Source organism: Duganella sp. sic0402 (assembly GCF_019219065.1).
Lineage (GTDB): Bacteria > Pseudomonadota > Gammaproteobacteria > Burkholderiales > Burkholderiaceae_D > Rugamonas.
The window spans coordinates 1-20,181 of sequence record NZ_JAHUWK010000007.1; the positions used below are offsets into that span (position 1 = coordinate 1).

Below are 20,181 nucleotides of genomic sequence, written 5' to 3' on the forward strand. Positions count from 1 at the left end.
AGCACCAGGCATGCCGCATGCTGCTTGAACTCCGGGGAAAACGTACGTCTCTGCTTGCTCATCAAACACCTCTCCATGGCGAGCATTCTCGCCTAAATCAGTGTCCGGGTACATTAAACCACTACACAGAGACGTATCGTCAACCGAGCCATTCTTAATTAACGCGAATTTTCCATTATTCATTTGCGCCTCTGATATAGGTAATTAGGTAGCTTCTCTCTCGCACTCAGCTTCGCGCACCATCCACATCTCTCCTTATTTCCTCAGGTGACGCGATTAATATTTGCGGTTGCCATGGTGCAGACAGCGATCCTGTTGCCCGTATTTTTACACTATCAGTTGAAGATCCAGGATTTTCGAAAACTACATGCTTCCCCATGGATGAAATATTGGGGATGGGCGGCAGGAAGTTTCGCGCTCATCCCCTTTTTTATGTCAGGCCCTGTTCGAAATTTTTGAAGCAGGGATAAGGTGCCGTGCTGCATTAGCAACGGCGGCTTAACCCAGGTGGTCAAAGCGTCATATCGAGGCCGATCACGACGCGGCGGAAGGTCGCACTGTTGCTGCTACGCTGCAGCGATTGTTCCGCACCGGTGTATTCATCAACGCGATTCAAATCCTGCGGGAACAGATTCTCAAGGTTAAGCTTTAGCCGCACGCCTGGCGCGACACCCCAGCTGGTGTTCGCGTTGAGCGTGAACTTGCTGCCTTGATACACACGTTCAGCGAGACTCTGGCGAGTCCAGTCGGCGGGGAGCCAATTGGCGTCGATGTTCATCTTGAGCGGCCATGCAACCGAGGTGTACGCCATGGCGAGCTTGGCCCGCCACGGAGACTGGCCCGACAAGCGGTTATCCGGCCCCGGAATCGTGGTCAGTTCCGAGTGGGCGAAGCCCAGGCTGCCTGACAGTTCCATATTGGGCGCGTCCTGCCACAAGTCTCGTGCACCCAGCCGTCCCTCCAGATTCACGCCATACACGTTTGCGCTGCCGATGTTGCCGGGGCGCGATACGTATCGCGGCACGCTGGCCCAGGCCACATTCTCCAGGGCGAGTTCGGTGCTGATCTTGTCCCGTATCTTGCGCGAATACAGTTCAACCACCGCCTCGCTGCCCTTGCCGAAGCCATGGGTATAAGACAGGTTAACGCCGAGGGCGCGTTCGGGCTGCAGCTGGGGATTGCCGGCGCCATCACTCGTCTCGGGGGTATTGGCGCCGCATCGCTGCGATCCGTAGCACTGCGCAAGGGCATTGATGCGCGGACGCAGCAGCATCTGATCCACATTCGGCGCCTGGAAGGTCCGGGCAAGCGACATCCGGAACTGACGCTTGCGGTCGCCGTTGATCCGATGCGAGATGTGCAGCGTCGGCGACCAGATGTTGAAATCGCTATCGTCGTGTGCGGAGCCCTCGTGCAGCTTGTAGGTACGGTATTCGGTGGACAGTCCGGCACCTGCCGCCCAGCTTCGGTTGATGCGCCAATCATCCTGAATAAATGCCTGGTAGCGCGTGGACAGCGTTGACAAGGTGTTTCCCAACAAGCTCAGCGTGCTGTCGGGCAGCCCGTCAACAAGATCGGTGTAGTCTCTGCTGCCGCGATTGCGCGCCAGCTTGAAGCCCGCTGCGATTTCGTGACCTCCGGGATACTCCGTGTTGTAGTCCAGGTCCAGAAAGTGGTTGCGGAGTTCCCGGTGCTCATCTTTCTGTACTACGTGAACGCCACTCCCTGAGCGTGCATCCAGCAACGTATTGTCGACGTCGGTGGAAAGCCAGTTGGTATTCAGGCGCACTTTCAGACGGCTGTCTGCACTGACTTTCCAGTGCCAGATCAGCGGAATCCCGTAGCTGGTGAGCGGCTGTTTATTCCTTTGCTCCAGCGTCTGGGTTGGCCCAGTATCCCACTGACGGCGTTCCAGGCTATTGCTGGTGCTTTCCAGGCGGGCGGCTTCGGGCGAAAAGCTGAGTTTATGCCCGGAACTGAGGCTCCACGCAAACTCGCTGCTCAAGAGCAGGTTATCACTGCGGTTTTCACCGTCGCGCGCGCCGCTTAGCCGGGTTTCGCTGTGGTCTGCGGACTGGCGCAAAACTTGAGTGTAGTCGACCTGGCTCGGCGTGTTTCGACGCCCCGCGCTCAGTGACAGACTGTAAATCAGCGGGCTGCCTTCCGTGGCGTGATTGCTCGACAAGGATAAGTTCGCACCATGCTTGCCGCCACTGATGAAGGTATCTGCACGCAATTGCGCAGTGGTTTTCCTCTCAGCCTTGCGACGAACGATATTAATTGTTCCGGCAATGCCGAACGGTCCGGTTGCGGCTGTGGCGGACTTGATGATTTCGATGTTTTCTACGTGGACCAGATCCATGCTGAATGGATCCGCACCTTGAGGCGGTAATCCATCTACCAGGATTTGCGTATATCCGGGCAGCCCAAGCAAACCCAGTTGGCCGTTTTTGCCGATAGTAATGGCCGGTTCCCGCCGCAAGATTTCAGCGACATCCCGTGCGCCGCTTTCAGCGATGCGTTTTTTCCCAATCACGATTTTGCCCGCGACAAAATCGCGCGCGGCATCGATATCGCTTATCCCGCCGTTGACCACAACCTGTACAACTGGGACCGGCTCTTTTTTGACTTCATCCGCATACACCGGCAAGGCGAGGAAAGCCCATAGGTAAACACTTTTTTCCGGTCCCAATTTCAGTAACCGCATATTTTGCTGCACATCCGCTCCATTGCATCTTTCAAGTTTTCCAGCTCTTCTTCTTCCATTTTCTCCAGCTGTTTCAGCTTGGCCGGGTCAGATTCGCTTTTCTTCTTTTCTTGAATCGCCTTCAGCGCGGCGGTGACTTTTTCGGGCATGGAGAACGGTTCTTCAGCAGCAGATGTGGTGCAGCGGCTATAGCATTCCTGTGGCGAGAATTTACTTTGAGCAATAGTGAGCGTGGAATTGAACAGCAATACCAGAGCAAAAACAATTTTCATATGATGGCAGGTAAAAGTTGTTATTTTTAATATTGTTACACAGTTTGCATATCAAATGTTTATTTGCGGAAAATTTTCCGTACTTTACAGTGTAAGCCTGTCTGTGTATTCTTGGCGTCTTTACTGTGTAAGGTTGGACTTCAAGATGAAAACTTTGTTAGCTTTGCTGTTGGCCTTTCTCGGCACCACCCCAGCGATGGCGGCCTCCGATGTGGTGGAAGGTGATCTGCCATCCGGCGCCGCCAAGCTGCATTACTGGGTGCAGGGCAGCGGGGCGCCGGTGGTGATGTTGTCCGGCGGCCCCGGCTTTGCCAATTATCTGCACCCGGTGATGGCGGAAGTGGCCAAGTCCGGCCGCCAGGCCATCATGCTGGATCAGCGCGGCACCGGCCAGTCCAGCGTGACGCCGATGAATGAAACCACCATCAACACCGAGCTGCTGGTGGAAGATCTGGAAGTGCTACGCAAACATCTGGGCATCGCGCACTGGAGCGTGCTGGGTCACAGCTGGGGTGGCATGCTGGCCATGCGCTACGGTCTCGCCCATCCGGACCGTACCGATGCACTGCTGCTGGTCGGTAGTGGCCCGATGGCGTGGACCCAGGAATTCCAGCGCTACTTCAGCGATAACATTCACTCGCGCCTGCTGCCGTCGGACCTGGATAGCGAGGCTTACTGGAATGATCCGGTGCGCCGCAAAGCCAACTCTGAGCGCGCCAATCTGGAATCGCTGCGTGCCATCCTGCCGGGCTACTTCTATAATCGCAAAGATGGCCTGGCCTTCCATGACGGTCTGGCCGCACCGGGCGCCAAGAGCGACGCCATGAGCCGCTACACCATGCGGCAGGTGGTCAAGCAGGACCTGACCGAGGGCATGAAGACTTTCAACAAGCCGGTGCTGGTGCTGATGGGGCGGCAAGACCCGGTCGGCGAAACCACCCAGTACCAGATCCGCGACGCCAATCGCGGCGCGCAACTGGTGTTCATCGAGAAAAGCGGCCATTTTCCGTGGATTGAGCAGCCGGCCGCCTTCTATGGCGCCGTCCATCGCTTCCTCGATAGCGTCAACACCCTTCAGTAAAGCTATTCACTATTTCGGAATTTCTGCAAATTTCGGTTAACCACAATAGTGAAATCCTCTGGCGGGGACTATGATGATTACCCTGATAATTGTGTACTCACGCCCGCAACAAGACACTCTGCCACCCACGTGCGCGCCCGCAAGGGCGTAGCCGCCCAGGCATCAGATCCCGAAACAGCATCGTTGATCATGTGGCATCGCCCCTGATCTCCCTTGCCCATTGTTTCAATATTTCTTAAGAGGAGAATTCCCATGACTGAAGTGAACAACCAGAATACGCCGCCTGCCGCCAAACGCGGACGCTTCTCCCGCCGCCAGTTTATCGGCGCAGCGGTGGGCGTCGCAGCCGTATGGGGCGGCTACTCGGCCTTCTTCGGAGGCCAGTTCCGTGCCGACAAGGCGGACCGTAAAGTGGATGTGCTGCTGATCGGTGGCGGCATCATGAGCGCGACGCTGGGTGTGTACCTGGCTGAGCTGGAGCCTGGCTGGACCTACGAAGTGTTCGAACGCCTGGACAAGGTTGCGGAAGAAAGCTCCAATGGCTGGAACAATGCCGGCACCGGCCATTCGGCGCTGTGCGAACTGAACTACACCCCGATGGACGACAAGGGCAAAGTACAGATTGCCAAGGCGGTTGAGATCAATGAGAGTTTCCAGATTTCCCGCCAGTTCTGGTCGCATCAGGTGCGCAAGGGCGTGCTGGGCAATCCGCGCGAATTCATCAATTCGACGCCGCATATGAACCTGGTGTTTGGCGAAACCAACCGTGAATTCATTCGCAAGCGTGTGGAGGCGCTGAAAGCGTCGCCGCTGTTCGCTGGCATGGAAATGACCACCGATGCGGCCAAGATCAAAGAGTGGATTCCGATCATGATGGAAGGCCGCAAGCCGGACGAGATCGCCACCGCCACGCGCTCGCCGCTGGGCACTGACGTGAATCTGGGCGCGATCACCCGCCAGTTCTACAAGCACCTGAACGAACGCGCGGGCGTCAAGATTTCGACCGGCCACGAGGTACGCTCGATCACCCGCAACGAAGACGGCTCGTGGCGCGTTTCCGCTTTCGACATCAACAACAAATCCAATATCCAGACCGTGGATGCACGCCACATCTTCATCGGCGCGGGCGGCGCGGCGCTGCCGCTGCTGCAATTGTCGGGTATTCCTGAAGCCAAGCAATATGGCGGCTTCCCGGTCGGCGGTGAATTCCTGGTGACGGACAATCCGCAAATCACCGCGCGCCACCTGGCCAAGGTGTACGGCCTGGCCGATACCGGTTCGCCGCCGATGTCGGTGCCGCACCTGGATACCCGCGTGCTGGATGGTAAAACGGTGCTGCTGTTTGGCCCATTCGCCACCTGGTCCAGCAAATACCTCAAGAACGGTTCCTACTTCGATATGGCGAAGGCGACCACGCCGTCGAACATCATCCCGCAACTCCAGGTCGGCATGAACGAGTTTGCGCTGGTCAAATACCTGGCGCAGCAACTGGAGCTGTCCAAAGAAGAAAAAATGGCGGCGCTGCGCCACTACATGCCAGAGGCGAAAGATGAAGATTGGCGCTTGTGGCAGGCTGGCCAGCGCGTCCAGATCATCAAGAACATCCCTGGCCAGGGCGGCGTTCTGAAGCTGGGCACGGAAGTGGTGGTGGCCGAAGACCGTTCGGTGTCCGCATTGCTGGGCGCATCGCCAGGTGGTTCGACCTCGCCGGCGATCATGCTGTCGCTGCTGGAGAAGGCTTTCCCTGACCGTATCAAAACCGCCGCATGGCAGAGCAAGATCCGCGAAATCGTTCCGACCTACGGCAAGAAACTCAACGAGAACCCACAGCTGCTGGCGGACGAGTGGGCAGCCACCGCTGCAACCCTGCAACTGGCGATTGCCTCGCCTAGCCTGGAAGGTTTCGTGCCTGCGGCGGTGTCCACCGACAAGCCTGGCGTCGTGAAGAAAGTGCCGGATATCGCGCTGTAATTCTGCTGCGTCATCAGGCATGAGCCCGGCAGCGTTGCATGCGCTGCCGGGCTTTTTTCATTCCTGAAGCACGGCTTCCAGTTCCTGGTCATATCGCGCCGCCTGCTTCGCAAACTGACGCTGCACCACGACATCCGGAAGGATGGGCGCGTCCGGCGTAGCGGCGCTGTAACTTGTGGCCAGCAAAGGAATATCGACAGCGACGCCCGAGTTAGGCAGCGTGACCCATGCCAGCTGGCCGCCGTTCAGACCACGCAGATTGCCGCCGGTAGGCTGCCCGGCCAACACTGCCGCGCCCGATTGTTTGACCAGCTGCGCCAGCAGGAAGGTCGCCGAGCTGTTTTCGGGGCCGATCAGCAGCCAGGCTTTCCCCGCATAGCGCTGCGCGCGTGGCGCGATGGTGCGCGCTTGCTGTGCGCTGGGACGAAAGCGCCAGCGTCCGGCCTGCGGGCCTTCGCTGATGCGGTCGACTTGTCCGGTGCGATCAAAGAAGCCGAAGTCCCAGGTATCGAGAAAGCGTGCGAACTTGTACGGCACCCGTTCATATGTGGTCACGGACTGATCCGATACATAGGTCAGCGGCGACCTGATCAGCCAGCTGAGCAGCTCCGCGCCAATGGCGTCGTCGCCTCCCTCGTTGTTGCGTATGTCGATGACCAGGCGGGCGATATGGCGGTGATTCAGCTCGGCAAAGCTGTTGCTGAAAAACTGGCGCCAGTCGAACCGGCTGCGGTAGAGCGCAAAGGTGGGCAGCGTCATGACCGCGAGATCGCCGTCGATGCGCAGTTGCCAGGCCTCGCTGATGGGCTGAACGCCCTGCTGTTGCAAGGCGGCTGCGCGGGCAGCCAGGGTGGTGGCGGTGGCGTCGATGGCGCGCGCCGGGCCGTCGCCTGTCCTGACCGTTAATGGATACACGCCGTCCACCGGCGGCGACAGCAAGGGCCAGATGATGTCCATCATGCTGTAATCCAGCCGGTCATGACCGAGCTGGCGGAGGCGCTTGCCGTCGCTACCGCCATCGGCGCGCAGATAGGGCAGCATCGCGGCCCGCACGGCGGCGCTGTCCTGGCCTGCGATGGTCAGCAGTTCGTCGCCCGCCGCGATGCCGGGTACGGTGCTGCCGAGTACCAGCCAGCGGCCCTCGACCAGGGCCAGCGTCAGCGGCAATTTGTCTGCGCCGCCAAGCAAGCGTTGCCGGACTGCCGCCTGCTGGTTCACCACATTCGTCCAGGTGTGGCCGCAGCGGATCGACGCGGCCAGCTCGGTCGCCGCCAGGTACATGGCGGCCGGTGAGCGGGCAGCGCCGGCGCGCTCCTGAAAGCGCGCAAACGATGCGTTTACCTCGGACTGGCTGCGGTATTTGTCCAGCGCGGGATGCAGCGCGCGCAGGGCGCCGGCCAGGATGGTCGCATCCTGCCGGGCTTGCTCGGCAGTCAGCGTATCCTGGGCGGCGGCGTGCAGGCACAGCGGCAGGAACATGGCAAACAAAAGAAGATGAAGATAGCGGCTGAACATGGAACACCTTGTATGGTTGGCAGGGTGTCCGACTGTAGCCAAGGCCGGCGCGCCAGGCGTCTCAACATCGCTGGCGGCAAGCGAAATAGGGAATCTGAGACTAGCTGGAAATTGAGACCGGCGCGTCTGGATCGAAGCGGCGCCGGTAAGCCGTTGGCGTTTCGCCCGTGTAGAGTTTGAAGGCCCGGTTGAAGCTGGCTTTTGAGTTGAAGCCCTCAGCCATGGCGATATCCAGTACCGTCCGCGGGTCATGCTGGCTTAGCGCGCGGACGACGGCTTCAACCCGCAAACGGTTGATTACCTCGTTAAAATTCAGGCCGAGGCCGTCGTTGAGCGTGCGTGACAAGGTGCTGGTATTGGTGCCGAGGCGCCGCGCCAGTATGGTCACGGTCAGTTCCGGGTCTCGCCACCATTTTTCCGCGCTGATGGTGGCGTGCCATTGTCCGGCCTGCGCGGCAAGGTCCGGTGTGGGCCTGGATGCCGCGCCGGGCTGCAAGCGCGGCTTGGGGAAGGGCGTTACGCCATGCCGGTATCCTGCATTGCCCAAGTAGCAGATCAGCATGGCCAGCCATAGGTAAAACGGGAAACGCTGGAAGTAATCCAGGCCGGACCAGGTCAGCCCCGCGCCCACCAGCATCAGCCAGAATACACCGGTCAGTCCGACCGCCAGCAGCAGGTTGCGGCCCCATTCGGGACGCGTGGCGCTGCGCCGCCAATCCCGCCAGGCCAGCAGCAAGTAAGCCGTCAGCGACGCCAGCAGCGCCAGGGTTTCCAGCGGTTCGACATAGGGACGATGAACGCTGGCGTCCCATGCGTCCTTGAACCCGGTTGGATGCGCAAATACATAGCTGTAGTAGCACCACTGAAGCAGCGCCGGCAGCAGATGCAGGCCTTGCCGGCGCGGTAAGGGCAGACTGCCGCCGCAGGCCAGCGTGAGATAAGCATACAGCAGCGGACCGATTGCCAGCGTCAGATTGTAGGGCGCAAACGACAGCCATGGATAAGCGTCGTAGTAGCCGGCATAGCCGATGATGTACGGCGCCGTGTAGAGCGCAAACACGGCAATCAGTGCGGCAAGCAGGCAGTTGGCAAGCCGGTTGACGGGTATGCTGCACAGCATCGCCATGCGCATCACGCCATACAGTGCGCCGCACAACAGGACGATGCTCATCGGACCAAATCGTATCATTGGGGCAGCCGGGAAAAGAGGGCGACAGCAGATTTTACGCTGGCGCTGCCGCGCCGGGCCGTCTCGGTATCGCAACACTTGCGCATTTTTTTTGTCACCGGCCACATGGCACCGGAGCCCGCATCTGCAATAGCGCGGAGTCATGCCATTGATATCAATAACGATATCGGTCAAGAGAAAAAAGTTATTGGATACTGCGGCGATAAATCGTTAATTTCGCTCCACTGCCTCATTATGTTATCGCTAACATTTTTAGGTATCTCTAACATGGAGACTAACATGGAACGCAGAAAGATCCGCCAACAGGGTCATGCAGTCCGCGCCGCTGTCGCTGGAAAAAAGCCTTCAACGCTTGCAACGTTGGCGCTGCTGTATTGCTTGAGCAGCGCCGCCACGGCGCAAAGCGACCAGATGGCGCCGATCGCCACACCGGCCCAACCGGCCGCGCTGACACTGAACACCGGTCCCTTGCCAGACGCCAGCGCAGCGGAATCCTGGCACCGCCAATACAACAGCGTGTTCGCCCGCAATGTCACGGTAGCGACGCTGACGCCGTTCCTGCCCACTCCCGCCAAGGCCAGCGGCGCGGCGGTGATCGTCGCGCCCGGTGGCGGCTTCCGCACGCTATCGATGGAAAACGAGGGCTGGCAAGTCGCCAAGGCGCTGGCCGACAAGGGCGTGGCGGCGTTTGTGCTGAAGTACCGGCTGAACCAGACGCCTGCAGATATGGCGGGCTTCCAGCGCGCCATGGCGGAAATGTTTTCGGCCACGGCGCAGCGTCCAACGCCGCCAGCGGACCCATCCGTTGCCTACGCGCCACAGATCGCCGATGCCCGCGCCGCCTTTGCGCTGGTGCGCGCCCGCGCGGAGGAGTGGCGCGTAGACCGGGACCGGATCGGCATGCTGGGCTTTTCCGCCGGCGCCATGCTGACCCTGGCGACCACCTTGCACGGACAGGACGCCAAGCCGGCTTTCATCGGCAATATCTACGGTCCTGTATCGGCGCTGAGCGTGCCGGCGGACGCGCCGCCGCTCTTCGTGGCGCTGGCTGCGGACGATCCATTTTTCGCCCATTCCGGCTACGGCCTGATCGACAGCTGGCGCAACGCCAAGCGGCCGGTGGAGTTCCATTTGTTCGAACAGGGCGGTCATGGATTCGGCATGTATCCAAAAACAACGACCAGCACCGGATGGTTCGACAGCTATGTACGCTGGCTGACCATGCATGGCTATTTACCGACAAAACACTAGCGGATGACAAGTTGACGTTGTCAAATTGTATTGTTAGCGCTAGCATTGGAAGGTGAGACAGACTACGCAACAGGGGAGGGCATTACTAAACAGACAAAAAAGCCAGTTTGCACATGCAGGCGCTCGTCACCGATGGACGGCGCTATTGATTACAAAAACGGAGACAATCATGCAGACACCATTTCAAAAGAATTTGATGAACCTCGCGGTCGCGGGCGCATGCGCCATGCTGGCCATGCCTGCTTACGCGCAGCAGACACCGGCCGATGCGCCGGCCAACGCCAACGCCACTGCTCAGCCAGAAGCAGCACCCGCCGCTTCGAACGAAAACACCGTGGTCGTATCCGGCTCGCGCATTGCCGCGCGCGGCTTCTCGCAGCCGACGCCAACCACGACCCTGTCGTCCGCCGACCTTGAAAAAGCGGCCAAACCCAACATCTTCGAATCGCTGATCGAACTGCCAGCGCTGCAAGGCAGCACCGGCCGCACTACCAATACCTTCAGCACCTCCAGCGGCATTCAGGGCTTGTCCTCGCTGTCGCTGCGCGGCCTCGGCACGCTGCGCACGCTGACGCTGCTGGACGGCCAGCGCGTGGTCGGCGCCAATGTGACCGGCGTGACCGACGTCAGCCAGTTCCCGCAGTTGCTGGTCAAGCGCGTTGACGTGGTGACCGGCGGCGCCTCGGCATCCTACGGTTCGGACGCCATCGGCGGTGTGGTCAACTTCATCACCGACAAGAAATTCACCGGCTTCAAGTCCAATATCTCGGGCGGCATGACCAAATACCATGACGACAAGAGCGGCACCGTGCAAGCAGCATGGGGCAAGGGCTTTGCCGACGACCGCCTGCATGTCACGCTGAGCGGTGAGTTCACCAAGCAAAACGGCATTGACTCGCCAGGCTTCGGCCAGGTTGGCGCTGGCGGACGTACCTGGTACACCAATCCTGCATTGCAGGAATCGACCAAGGAAATGCAGGCAGCCGGCTTGCCGCGCTTCCGCAGCATCACCAACGCCCAGCACATCCAGTACGCCAAATACGGCCTGATCACCAACGGCCCGCTGAAAGGCACGGCGTTCGGCCCGAACGGCACGCCATACCAGTTCCAGTACGGCAGCAACTGCGTCGGCAACTTCTGTATCGGCGGCGACCGTGACGGCAGCGTCGGCGCCGGCACCAATCTGGCGATGAACTTCAAGCGCCAGGTGGCGTACACCCGCGTGTCGTGGGATCTGGACGCCGACAATGAAATCTATGTCACCGGCAACTGGGCGCAAGTCAGTTCGGTGTTCTCGCCAAACCCAGGCGCGGCCAAGCAGGGCAATCTCTCGATCCGCTGCGACAACGCCTATCTGCCTGCCTCGGTGGCTGCTGGCTGCTTGTCCGGCTATCCAAGCGGCGTGATGTCGGTCGGTACCGCCAACGCCGAGTTCCCGGCCAACATCAGCGTGCATCCCACCCGTACCCAGCGCCGCGTGGTGATTGGCGCCAACGGCAAGTTCGGCCTGTTCGGCAAGGAATGGTCGTACGACGCTTACGCCGAACACGGCGAAAACAAGACCATTATCGACGTGCAGGACATCACCCTGAATCGCCGCTATGACTTCGCCATCGATGCAGTGAAAGATCCGGCTACCGGCCAGATCGTCTGCCGCAGCGTTGCCGCCCGCGCCGCCGGTTGCCAGCCGATCAATATCTTCGGCCAGGTGCCAATCAACCTGGCTGGCTGGAACTACATCGCGCCTTCCGTCGGGCCGCGTCAACACACTGACTCGACGCAAAATGTTGTTAGCGCTAACATAAATGGTGAGTTGGCGCAAGGTTGGGCCGGTCCGATTTCGATGGCGTTCGGCGCTGAATGGCGTCGCGAAGACTACTCGGTTTATGGTGATCCATACGGCGCCGGCCTGGCTGCCGAGTCGCCTTACAGCGCCACTTATCCGGCCGATCCGACCCTGTCGGTCACCGGCGACAACTGGTTCGCGGGCAACTACCACAACGGCAAGGGCGCGTTCAACGTCAAGGAAGCCTATGTGGAATTCAACATCCCGTTCCTGAAGTCGGCCACCTGGGGTGACGCCAACCTGAATATCGCCGACCGCGAAGAGAAGTACAGCACCGCCGGCAAGGCGCGCGCCTGGAAACTCGGCGCCACCTGGCAAACCCCGATCGACGGCCTGCGCCTGCGCGCGGTGGCCTCCAGCGACGTGCGCGCACCGAACTTGTCGGAGCTGTACGCTGCGATGACCGTCACCAACCAGGCGGTCAACAACAACAACGGCCAGTCGATCCAGATCCAGCAGCGCAACGTCGGCAATCCGGCGCTGAAGCCGGAAGAAGCGCGCAACAACTCCTTCGGTCTGGTCCTGAGCCAGCCAAGCTGGGCACGTAACTTCAACTTCTCGGTCGATTACTACGACATCAAGGTGCAGAACGTGATCAGCTCGCTGAATCCGCAGCAGGAAGTTGACCTGTGCTACGGCGGCAATCAGCAGGTCTGCTCGGCGGTGTCGATCAACGGTCCTGCGGGCACCAACTACGTGCTGGCGCAAAGCTTCAACTTTGCTTCGCTGCATACCCGTGGCGTGGACTTCGAAATGGCCTACCGCAAGAACATGAACGCGTTCGGCCTGCCGGGCACGGTCACCCTGCGTGGCCTGGCGTCGCGCATGATCCACTCGATCTCCGATCCAGGCGTGCCAGGCACCATCCCGATCGAAGGCGCGGGCGCGATGACCGGCGCTACGCCGAAGTGGAAAGCATTGGTATCGCAATCGTGGGATGGCCTGATGGGCGGCAAGCTGGGCCTGAACCTGAGCGAGCGCTGGATAGGCGCTGGCGTATTCAACAACGAATACATCGAGTGCCAGACCAACTGCCCGCTGCCAACCGCAGCGCATCCGACCATCTACGACAACCACATGCCGGGTGCCGTGTATGTCGATTTTGGCGGCAACTACAACTTCTCGAAACAGGTGACCGCCTACTTCAAGATCGACAACCTGGCTGACCGCGCACCAGTGCTGGTGCCGCAAACCAACCTGAGCCTCGGCTTGAATCCTGCGGTGTATGACTCGGTGGGCCGTACCTACCGTGTAGGCGTGCGCATGAACTTCTAAGGAGACGCCAGCCGTGTGGAGTTTATTTTCCGTACTGCTGGCGGTTGGCCTGCTGACCATCATGATCGCCTGGGGCAAGGTTCAGCCCCTGCTAGCCTTCGTGGTGGTAGCCATGCTGGCCGCCTTGATGCTGGGCATGCCGCTGGCGAAAATCCCCGGCGCGATCGAGAAAGGCATCGGCGACTTGCTCGGTTCGCTGACGGTGGTGATTTGCCTCGGCGCGGTGTTCGGCAAGCTGATTGCCGATAGCGGCGCCGCCCGCCGCATCGCCATCAGCGGTGCATGCGGACATGGGCAAGACGCTGCTGTACGGGATGCTGGTCGCGATTCCAACGCTGATCATCGCCGGGCCGCTGTTCGCCATGACGCTGAAGCAGATCCGCGCGCAACCGGCGGAAATCTTCCGCAGCGAACCCAAGCCGCTACATGAACTGCCAGGCGCCTTTGCGAGCTTCTTTACGGCGCTGCTGCCGGTGGCCTTGCTGGCGGCGCTGACGCTGGCCACCTTGCTGCGGCCCGAACTGACCGAGCCGCTGGCTTTCTTTTCCAATCCGCTGACGGTGATGCTGGCATCCTACGTGGTGGCGATGTTCACGCTGGGACTGAGCCGCGGCATGACGCTGCCGCAGGTGATGGCGTCGGCGCAGGAAGCGCTGCGCGAGATTGCACCCATCCTGCTGATCATCGCTGGCGCTGGCGGCCTCAAACAGGTGATGACCGAGTCCGGCATCAGTGCCCAGCTTGGCGCGTAGCTGGCCAGCCTGCCGGTGCCGCCCTTGCTGCTGGGCTGGCTGATGGCGACGCTGATACGGGTGTGCCTTGGCTCAGCCACGGTGGCCGGCATCACGGCGGCCGGTGTGGTGGCGCCAATGGCGCAGACCTCGGGTGTCGATCCGAACCTGATGGTGCTGGCGGTGGGCGCCGGCAGCCTGATGTTCAGTCATGTCAACGATTCGGCGTTCTGGATGTTCAAGGAATATTTCGGTCTGTCGCTGAAGGATACCTTCCGCTCATGCACCATGATGGAAACACTGGTGGGCAGCTTCGGCATTGTGTTCGTACTGCTGTTGTCGCTGTTCGTCTAACAAGGAGAAGTCATTGAACTACCGATCCATGCAATGGCCGCTGCTGGCAATCGCGCTGCTGCCGGCCGCGCCGGTCGCGGTCCACGCCGCCGCCAGGCCGCCGGCCTCGATATCGGCTTACCAAAGCATGCCCGACGATCCGCGCGCCGTGACCGTGCGCGCCCGAGGGGATGGCGTCGCTGACGACAGCGACGCCATCCAGCAGGCAATCGACAGCGCGGCCAATCAGGGCAACGGCGGCGTGGTGTTCCTGCCGTCGGGCCGCTACCGGATCAGCCGCAGCATTCTGGTGCCGATTGCGGTGCGCGTCTACGGCGTCGGCAAAACGCGGCCGGTGCTGCTGCTGGGCGCCAATACGCCGGGCTTCCAGAAAGGCGTGGCGAATATGCTGATCTTCACCGGCACCGACACCTATAATATCGGCAAGGTCGCCATGCCGGTGCCCAGCGCCGTGCCGTTCAGCACCGAGCCGGGCAAGGCGGTGCGCGACGCCAATTCGTCGACCTTCTACTCCGCGCTGTCGAATGTGGACTTTGAAGTCGGCGAGGGCAACCCGGCCGCCAGCGGCGTGCGCATGCACACGGCGCAGCACTCCAGCCTGTCGCACATCGATTTCCGCATGGGTTCCGGGCTGGCTGGCATCTACCAGGTCGGCAATATCGCCTACAACCTGCGCTTCTTCGGCGGCCGCTACGGCATCCTGGCGGAGAAGACTTCGCCGGCCTGGCAGTTCACCTTGCTCGATTCGTACTTTGACGGCCAGCGCGACGCCGCCATCCGCGAGCACGAGGCAGGGCTGACGCTGGCCAATACCGAGATCCGCAACACGCCGGTCGCCATCGAGATCAACCGTGGCTATGGCGACTGGCTATGGGGACACGACGTACGCCTCGAAAATATATCGAAGGCTGGTGTCATCATCAGCAATGAGAATAATGTCTACACCCAGGTCGGCTTTGAGCGCATCAGCGCGCGCAATGTGCCGGTGTTTGCGCAGTTCCGCGACAGCGGCAAACAGCTGGCTGCGCCGGGCCGCAACTACCAGGTCGCGGAATTCAATCATGGCCTGAAGCTGAATGCGCTGGACCAGCCTGGCCAGTTCGACACCAGCTACCGCACTGCCGCGCTGCCTGCCAGGGAAAACACCGGCCGCGTGCTGCGTGCGCTGCCGCCAACCGCCGACTGGGCCAGCGTGCGCAGCTTCGGCGCCAAGGGCGACGGCGTTAGCGACGATACGGCCGCGATCCAGAAGGCCATCGACAGCCGCCGTGTGGTCTATCTGCCGCTGGGCTTCTACGTGGTCAACGACACCATTCGTTTGAAACCGGACACGGTGCTGATCTCGCTGCATCCGGGCCTGACCCGGCTGGTGCTGCCGAACGGCTCGCCGCTGTACCAGGGGAGCGATACGCCGAAGGCGCTGCTGGAAAGCGCGCGCGGCGGCGACGCGCTGGTTACCGGCCTGGGCCTGAACACCGGTGAAGTCAATCCGCGCGCGGTGGCGCTGCTGTGGCGCGCCGGCGAGCAGTCGCTGGTGGACGATATCCGCATCCAGTGGGGCTATGGTTCGCCGACCGATCCGTACAAGAAAAGCCCGCGCTTCGACACCTCGGCATGGTGGGACCGCCAGTACCCGAGCATCTGGGTAAGCGATGGCGGTGGCGGCACCTTTACCGGCGTGTGGTCGCCGGCCGGCCACGCGCAAGCGGGCTTCTACGTGACCAATACCAGCACGCCGGGGCGTGTGTATGAGCTGTCGGCGGAACACCATCTCCGCAACGAGATCGTGCTGAACGGCGTGCAGAACTGGTCGTTCTACGCGCCGCAGACCGAGGAAGAGGTGCGCGATGGCGCCGACTCGGTGTCGCTCGATATCCGCAACTCGAACAACATTTTACTGGCGAACTACCACGCCTATCGCGTCACCCGTTCGATGAAGCCGGCGCCGACGGCGGTGCAGATCACCAACTCCAGCGACATCCGCTTCCGCAATGTGGCGGTGAACGGCGAGAGCGGTTTCCCGACCTGCGACGAAAACGGTTGCGTGGCCGATGTGCGCGCCTCGAAATACCCCTACGAGAACGCCATTACCGATGTCACCAATCGCCTGCAGGTACGTGAGCGCATGTTCTCGGTGCTGGACTACAGCGGCAAGCAAACCAGTGCGCTGGCGGCGCCAGGCGCGGTGCAGGTGGAGAAGCTGGAAGACGGCTTCTACTCGGTGGCCGGCGCTGCGGTGGACTCCACGGGACGGCTGTATTTCATCGACCGCCACTTCCAGCGCATTTTCAGCTACGCGCAGGGCGAGGGGCTGAAGACGGTCAGCGACTTTCCGCTGGACCCGGTCAACCTGGCGGTGGACGGCAGCGACCAGCTGATGGTGCTGTCATCCAGCGGCAAGCAGGGCATGGTCTACAGCATCAAGCCCAACGGGCTGATGTCGGTGATCAAGCCGACGCGGCGCGCGGCGCATAGCCAGGCGCGCGTGGCCTTGCCGGTCAACTACTGGGCGAATGGCGAATTCGAGGATCAGCTAAACCTGCAGACCTATGAGTTCACCACGCTGGCCGAGATGTTCGCGCGCGATGCGGCCAGGCCGAAGGCGCTGGAATATGTGTCGCCGGATGGCAGCCTGGTGCTGCCGGCCTTCCGCGTCACCCGCCACGGCTCGCCCGATCATCTGGGCTACCGATGGTCGGACACGCTGGATACGCATGGTTTCGTGTATGGACAGCCGGGGCAGCGGGTGGTGTTCACCAACAGCTCGCAGAACCTGACCTACAGCGGCTTGCTGGGCGAGGGTGGGGCGCTGACCGATCTGCGTCAGGTGGCCGACCGCGGCGGTGAAAGCGTGGCGCAGGGGCCGGACGGCAAATTGTATGTCGCCAATGGGCAGATCTTCATCTACGGCGCGGATGGCAAGCAGAGCGGCCGGATCGACGTACCGGCGCGGCCGCTGCAACTGATCTTCGGCGGCGCGGACCGCCGCACGCTGTTCATCCTGACCCATCACGCGCTGTATTCGGCCCGCATCTAGGGGCCGTTAGACGATCATTGCGCTGGCGGCGGCAAGCTGACGCCAGCGCTGGTCTGCACTACCGGCTTCATGCTGCCATCGGCGTTGTATTGAAGATGCTCCGCCGTGACCGCGCGGCGTCCGATGGCGCCGTTCAGATCGCCGATCGACAAGCTGGCGTTGTGCAGGAATAGATACCAGTTATCCTTGAACTGGACGATGCCGGGATGGATCGTGAAGCTGTATTTTCCGGAGCCGGTCAGCAGGCCGCGATAGGTCCAGGGACCGGTGATGGCGGGTGCGGTCGAATACGAGATGTGTTCATCACGCTGTGTGCTGCGGTCCAGCGAGGCGTAGGTCAGGTAATACAGCTGGCCGCGCTTGTGCAGCCACGGGCCTTCTTCAAAGTGGGGCGGCGTGATTTCCTGGATAGGGCCATCCAGTTCGATCATATTCGGCTTCAGCTTGGCGATGTAGCACTGGCGGTTGCCCCAGGCCAGCCAGGTCGTGCCGTCATCGTCCGTGAACACGGTCGGATCGATATCCTCCCAGCTGTGCGTGCCTTTGGGAGTCATCTGATTGGTCACCAGCGCCGAACCGCGCGCATCGACGAAGGGCCCGGTGGGCTGGTCGGAGACCGCCACCGCAATCGCTTTGCCGGGATGGCTGGCGTCGTGTTCCACCGCAGCGTAAAAATAGAACTTGCCGTTTTTCTCGATAGTCTGCGAAGCCCAGGCATCCGCCTTGGCCCACTTGAAATCCTTGACGTTCATGATAGGCGCATGGCTGGTCCAGGTGCGCATGTCCTTGGTGGAGTAGACCAGCCACTCGCGCATATTGAACATCTCGTCGCGCTGCGCCTCATCGTGGCCGACGTATAAATACAAGGTATCGCCCACCACCAGGGGAGCCGGATCGGCGGTAAAACGGTCATGGATGATGGGATTGGAACCGGCAGCATCGCCAGGTGCGACCTGTGCCATCGATGGCGCCGCTGCGGTCAACAGGCATAAGGACATTGAGGCGAGCCGGCTGCGCGCGTGCTTGCTTGGGGTTTGCATGAGTGTCTCCAAATTTTAGTTTGGACAATTGTTATGATGGATGCGCTGAAAAGCCAATGAAATTTATATGCCGATTGATATCGGAAGCGATATCAAGCCATGCTGCACATCCATTGCCACACACGGTAAAATGCATGAGCCGGGGATAAGAAGGGGTATGCCTGGCATTCAGGGTTAGCCACCGTTATGCCAAGCCAGCCTGTAGACCTGAGCCGTCGCCCCCTTGGCTTTGGACATATGTGGTAACACACTATTATCGAGAATTACTGAATTTCCTGGCGCGCGCGGTCAACAACCGCGATACCGCTGCCGATCTGGCCCAGGAAAGTTATTTGCGCGTGCTGGCCTTGCAGGAATCGGGTGAAGCCGTGGCCGAGCCGCGCGCGCTGCTGTATCGCACCGCGCGCAACCTGCTGATCGACCGCCATCGCCGCGACGCCGTGCGCGGGCAGGGCGCGGAAGCCGACGCGGGCGCCGATGACGGTGTACTGGAAGCGCTGGCCGCGCCCGCCGCGCTGGAGCCGGAAACCGCCGCGATGTCGGCGCAAGCCGTACAAGCCATGCTGGCGGTGATCGGCGAACTGCCGCTGCGCTGCCGCGAAGCCTTCATCCTGCATAAATTCGACGGCCTGCCACAAGCCAAGGTAGCGCAGCAGATGGGCATTTCGCTGACCATGGTGGAGCGGCATATTAAAAATGCCATGGAAGCCTGCCGCCGCTGCCAGCAACAGTACGACGACGCCGCAAGGAAACCATCCGAATGAATATTTTGCCCGCTTTTGCTGCGCCACGAGGTTGGGTTTTTGCCGCCTCGTGCGTCTACATGCATATGCCCGTGACACAGATATGAGTCCTCGTCCATTATCCGACCCTTCCCTTAGCGAGCTTGACCGCCAGGCACTGGACTGGTTCGCGCGTCGCCAGCGGGTATTCACGCCCGAAGAAGAGCGCGAATTCGATGCCTGGTTGCGGGCCGACCCGGCGCATCGCCAGGCGCTGCAGCGCTGGCACGCCGACTGGACGCAGCTTGACGCCTTGCCGGCGGACGGCATAGCCCAGCTGCGCCGCCGGTTGACGGCCGACCTGCACGCCGAGCAGTCGGCCAGCGCGCATGCCGTATCGCCTGCACGCCGTCATTGGCTGATGGCCATGGCGCCGCGCGCGGCGCTGGCCGGGGTCACGCTGATCGCTGCCGGAGGTGGCTTGCTGGCCTGGAATGAATGGCGCCAGCAACCCTTGTACGCGGCGGATTTCACTACGCCACGCGGTCAGCAACAGGACATCACTCTGCCCGACGGCAGTGTGCTGCGGCTCGATACCGACACCCGCATCGCCGTGCAGCTGTATCGCGAGCGGCGCGAAGTGCGCTTGTTGCAAGGGCAGGCCGTATTCCAGGTGCGGGGCGATGTGCAGCGGCCTTTTGATGTATTGGCTGGTGCGTTGCGCGTGACGGTGGTTGGCACCCGCTTCTCGGTCCGGCATACGCCTGGCGTACCCGGCGCGGACGGGGTGCAGGTCGAGGTTGAGGAAGGACGGGTGCGGGTTGCGTCGGCCAGCGGCGCTGTTGAGACCATCGAACTGGGCGCCGGCCAGCGTGTCGCTGCGGACCGCGCCGGCCGGCTTGGCGCGCTCGGCCAGGTTGCCGCCGCCGGGATTGCGCCGTGGCGCGATGGCCGCATCAACTTTGATAATGTGCCGCTGGAACAGGTGCTGGCCGAGTTTGGCCGCTATGGCGACACCGGCCTGCTGATACACGATACTGCGGTGGCGGCATTGCGCATTACCGGCACCTTCGATCCGCACCGGCTGGATAATTTCCGGCGGGTGCTGCCCGGCGTGCTGCCGGTCGAGCTGCATGGTGATATTGGCAAGACCGAAATCGTCGCGCGCCACTAAGCAAAAATAATTTTCG

14 protein-coding genes and 1 pseudogene are annotated in these 20,181 nt (G+C 61.2%); 9 read left to right on the forward strand and 6 right to left on the reverse strand.

Annotated features, from left to right (window positions below):
- The 3 genes from KW842_RS17175 to KW842_RS17185 form a co-directional block, all read right to left on the reverse strand.
- Positions 1 to 183, reverse strand: a 183-nt coding sequence (locus KW842_RS17175) for a hypothetical protein (protein WP_218305336.1), incomplete at its 3' end; no start/stop codon positions are given.
- A 328-nt stretch (positions 184 to 511) separates the two neighbouring features.
- Positions 512 to 2,707, reverse strand: a complete 2,196-nt coding sequence (locus KW842_RS17180) for a TonB-dependent siderophore receptor (RefSeq protein ID WP_218305337.1) — start codon at positions 2,705 to 2,707, stop codon at positions 512 to 514.
- Entirely contained in the window at positions 2,695 to 2,979 is a 285-nt protein-coding gene (locus KW842_RS17185) for a hypothetical protein (protein ID WP_218305338.1), read from the reverse strand. Before KW842_RS17185 ends, KW842_RS17180 begins: the two co-directional genes overlap by 13 nt.
- Before the next feature lie 145 nt (positions 2,980 to 3,124).
- Here KW842_RS17185 and KW842_RS17190 point away from each other — a divergent pair, with 145 nt between their 5' ends.
- Positions 3,125 to 4,060 carry an alpha/beta fold hydrolase gene (locus tag KW842_RS17190; RefSeq protein ID WP_218305339.1) on the forward strand — a complete coding sequence of 312 codons (936 nt, stop codon included), beginning with the start codon at positions 3,125 to 3,127 and terminating at the stop codon, positions 4,058 to 4,060.
- A 252-nt stretch (positions 4,061 to 4,312) separates the two neighbouring features.
- Positions 4,313 to 6,031, forward strand: coding sequence for a malate dehydrogenase (quinone) (mqo, locus tag KW842_RS17195; RefSeq protein ID WP_218305340.1), 1,719 nt, complete (start codon positions 4,313 to 4,315; stop codon positions 6,029 to 6,031).
- A gap of 57 nt (positions 6,032 to 6,088) precedes the next feature.
- Here the strand turns inward: mqo and KW842_RS17200 are convergent, their stop codons facing one another.
- Complete coding sequence (locus KW842_RS17200; RefSeq protein WP_218305341.1) at positions 6,089 to 7,546, reverse strand: S41 family peptidase; 1,458 nt, start codon at positions 7,544 to 7,546, stop codon at positions 6,089 to 6,091.
- 100 nt (positions 7,547 to 7,646) lie between these two features.
- Positions 7,647 to 8,717 carry a helix-turn-helix domain-containing protein gene (locus KW842_RS17205; protein ID WP_218305342.1) on the reverse strand — a complete coding sequence of 357 codons (1,071 nt, stop codon included), beginning with the start codon at positions 8,715 to 8,717 and terminating at the stop codon, positions 7,647 to 7,649.
- 297 nt (positions 8,718 to 9,014) lie between these two features.
- On the opposite strand from KW842_RS17205, the gene KW842_RS17210 reads away from it, so the two are divergent.
- From KW842_RS17210 to KW842_RS17225, 5 genes and pseudogenes are all read left to right on the forward strand, one after another.
- Positions 9,015 to 9,986 (forward strand): alpha/beta hydrolase, encoded by a 972-nt coding sequence (locus KW842_RS17210; protein ID WP_218305343.1) that lies wholly within the window; start codon positions 9,015 to 9,017, stop codon positions 9,984 to 9,986.
- A 169-nt stretch (positions 9,987 to 10,155) separates the two neighbouring features.
- Positions 10,156 to 13,107 carry a TonB-dependent receptor domain-containing protein gene (locus KW842_RS17215; RefSeq protein WP_229223758.1) on the forward strand — a complete coding sequence of 984 codons (2,952 nt, stop codon included), beginning with the start codon at positions 10,156 to 10,158 and terminating at the stop codon, positions 13,105 to 13,107.
- Positions 13,108 to 13,120: 13 nt separating this feature from the next.
- Positions 13,121 to 13,537, forward strand: coding sequence for a hypothetical protein (locus tag KW842_RS27525; RefSeq protein WP_373925199.1), 417 nt, complete (start codon positions 13,121 to 13,123; stop codon positions 13,535 to 13,537).
- Positions 13,422 to 14,192, forward strand: a pseudogene (locus KW842_RS17220) (TRAP transporter large permease subunit). The gene KW842_RS27525 and the pseudogene KW842_RS17220 overlap by 116 nt, the downstream one beginning before the upstream one ends.
- 13 nt (positions 14,193 to 14,205) lie before the next feature.
- On the forward strand, positions 14,206 to 17,229 hold the full coding sequence (locus tag KW842_RS17225) for a glycosyl hydrolase family 28-related protein (protein ID WP_229223759.1): 3,024 nt from the start codon (positions 14,206 to 14,208) through the stop codon (positions 17,227 to 17,229).
- 14 nt (positions 17,230 to 17,243) lie between these two features.
- Here KW842_RS17225 and KW842_RS17230 read toward each other — a convergent pair whose 3' ends face one another.
- The gene (locus KW842_RS17230) at positions 17,244 to 18,269 is read right to left on the reverse strand and encodes a glycoside hydrolase family 43 protein (RefSeq protein ID WP_229223760.1); all 1,026 of its coding nucleotides are present in this window, start codon (positions 18,267 to 18,269) and stop codon (positions 17,244 to 17,246) included.
- Positions 18,270 to 18,508: 239 nt separating this feature from the next.
- Here KW842_RS17230 and KW842_RS17235 point away from each other — a divergent pair, with 239 nt between their 5' ends.
- Together KW842_RS17235 and KW842_RS17240 are read left to right on the forward strand one after the other, a co-directional pair.
- Positions 18,509 to 19,033, forward strand: a complete 525-nt coding sequence (locus KW842_RS17235; RefSeq protein WP_218305344.1) for a sigma-70 family RNA polymerase sigma factor — start codon at positions 18,509 to 18,511, stop codon at positions 19,031 to 19,033.
- 82 nt (positions 19,034 to 19,115) lie between these two features.
- Complete coding sequence (locus KW842_RS17240) at positions 19,116 to 20,165, forward strand: FecR domain-containing protein (protein WP_218305345.1); 1,050 nt, start codon at positions 19,116 to 19,118, stop codon at positions 20,163 to 20,165.
- Positions 20,166 to 20,181: the final 16 nt, after the last annotated feature.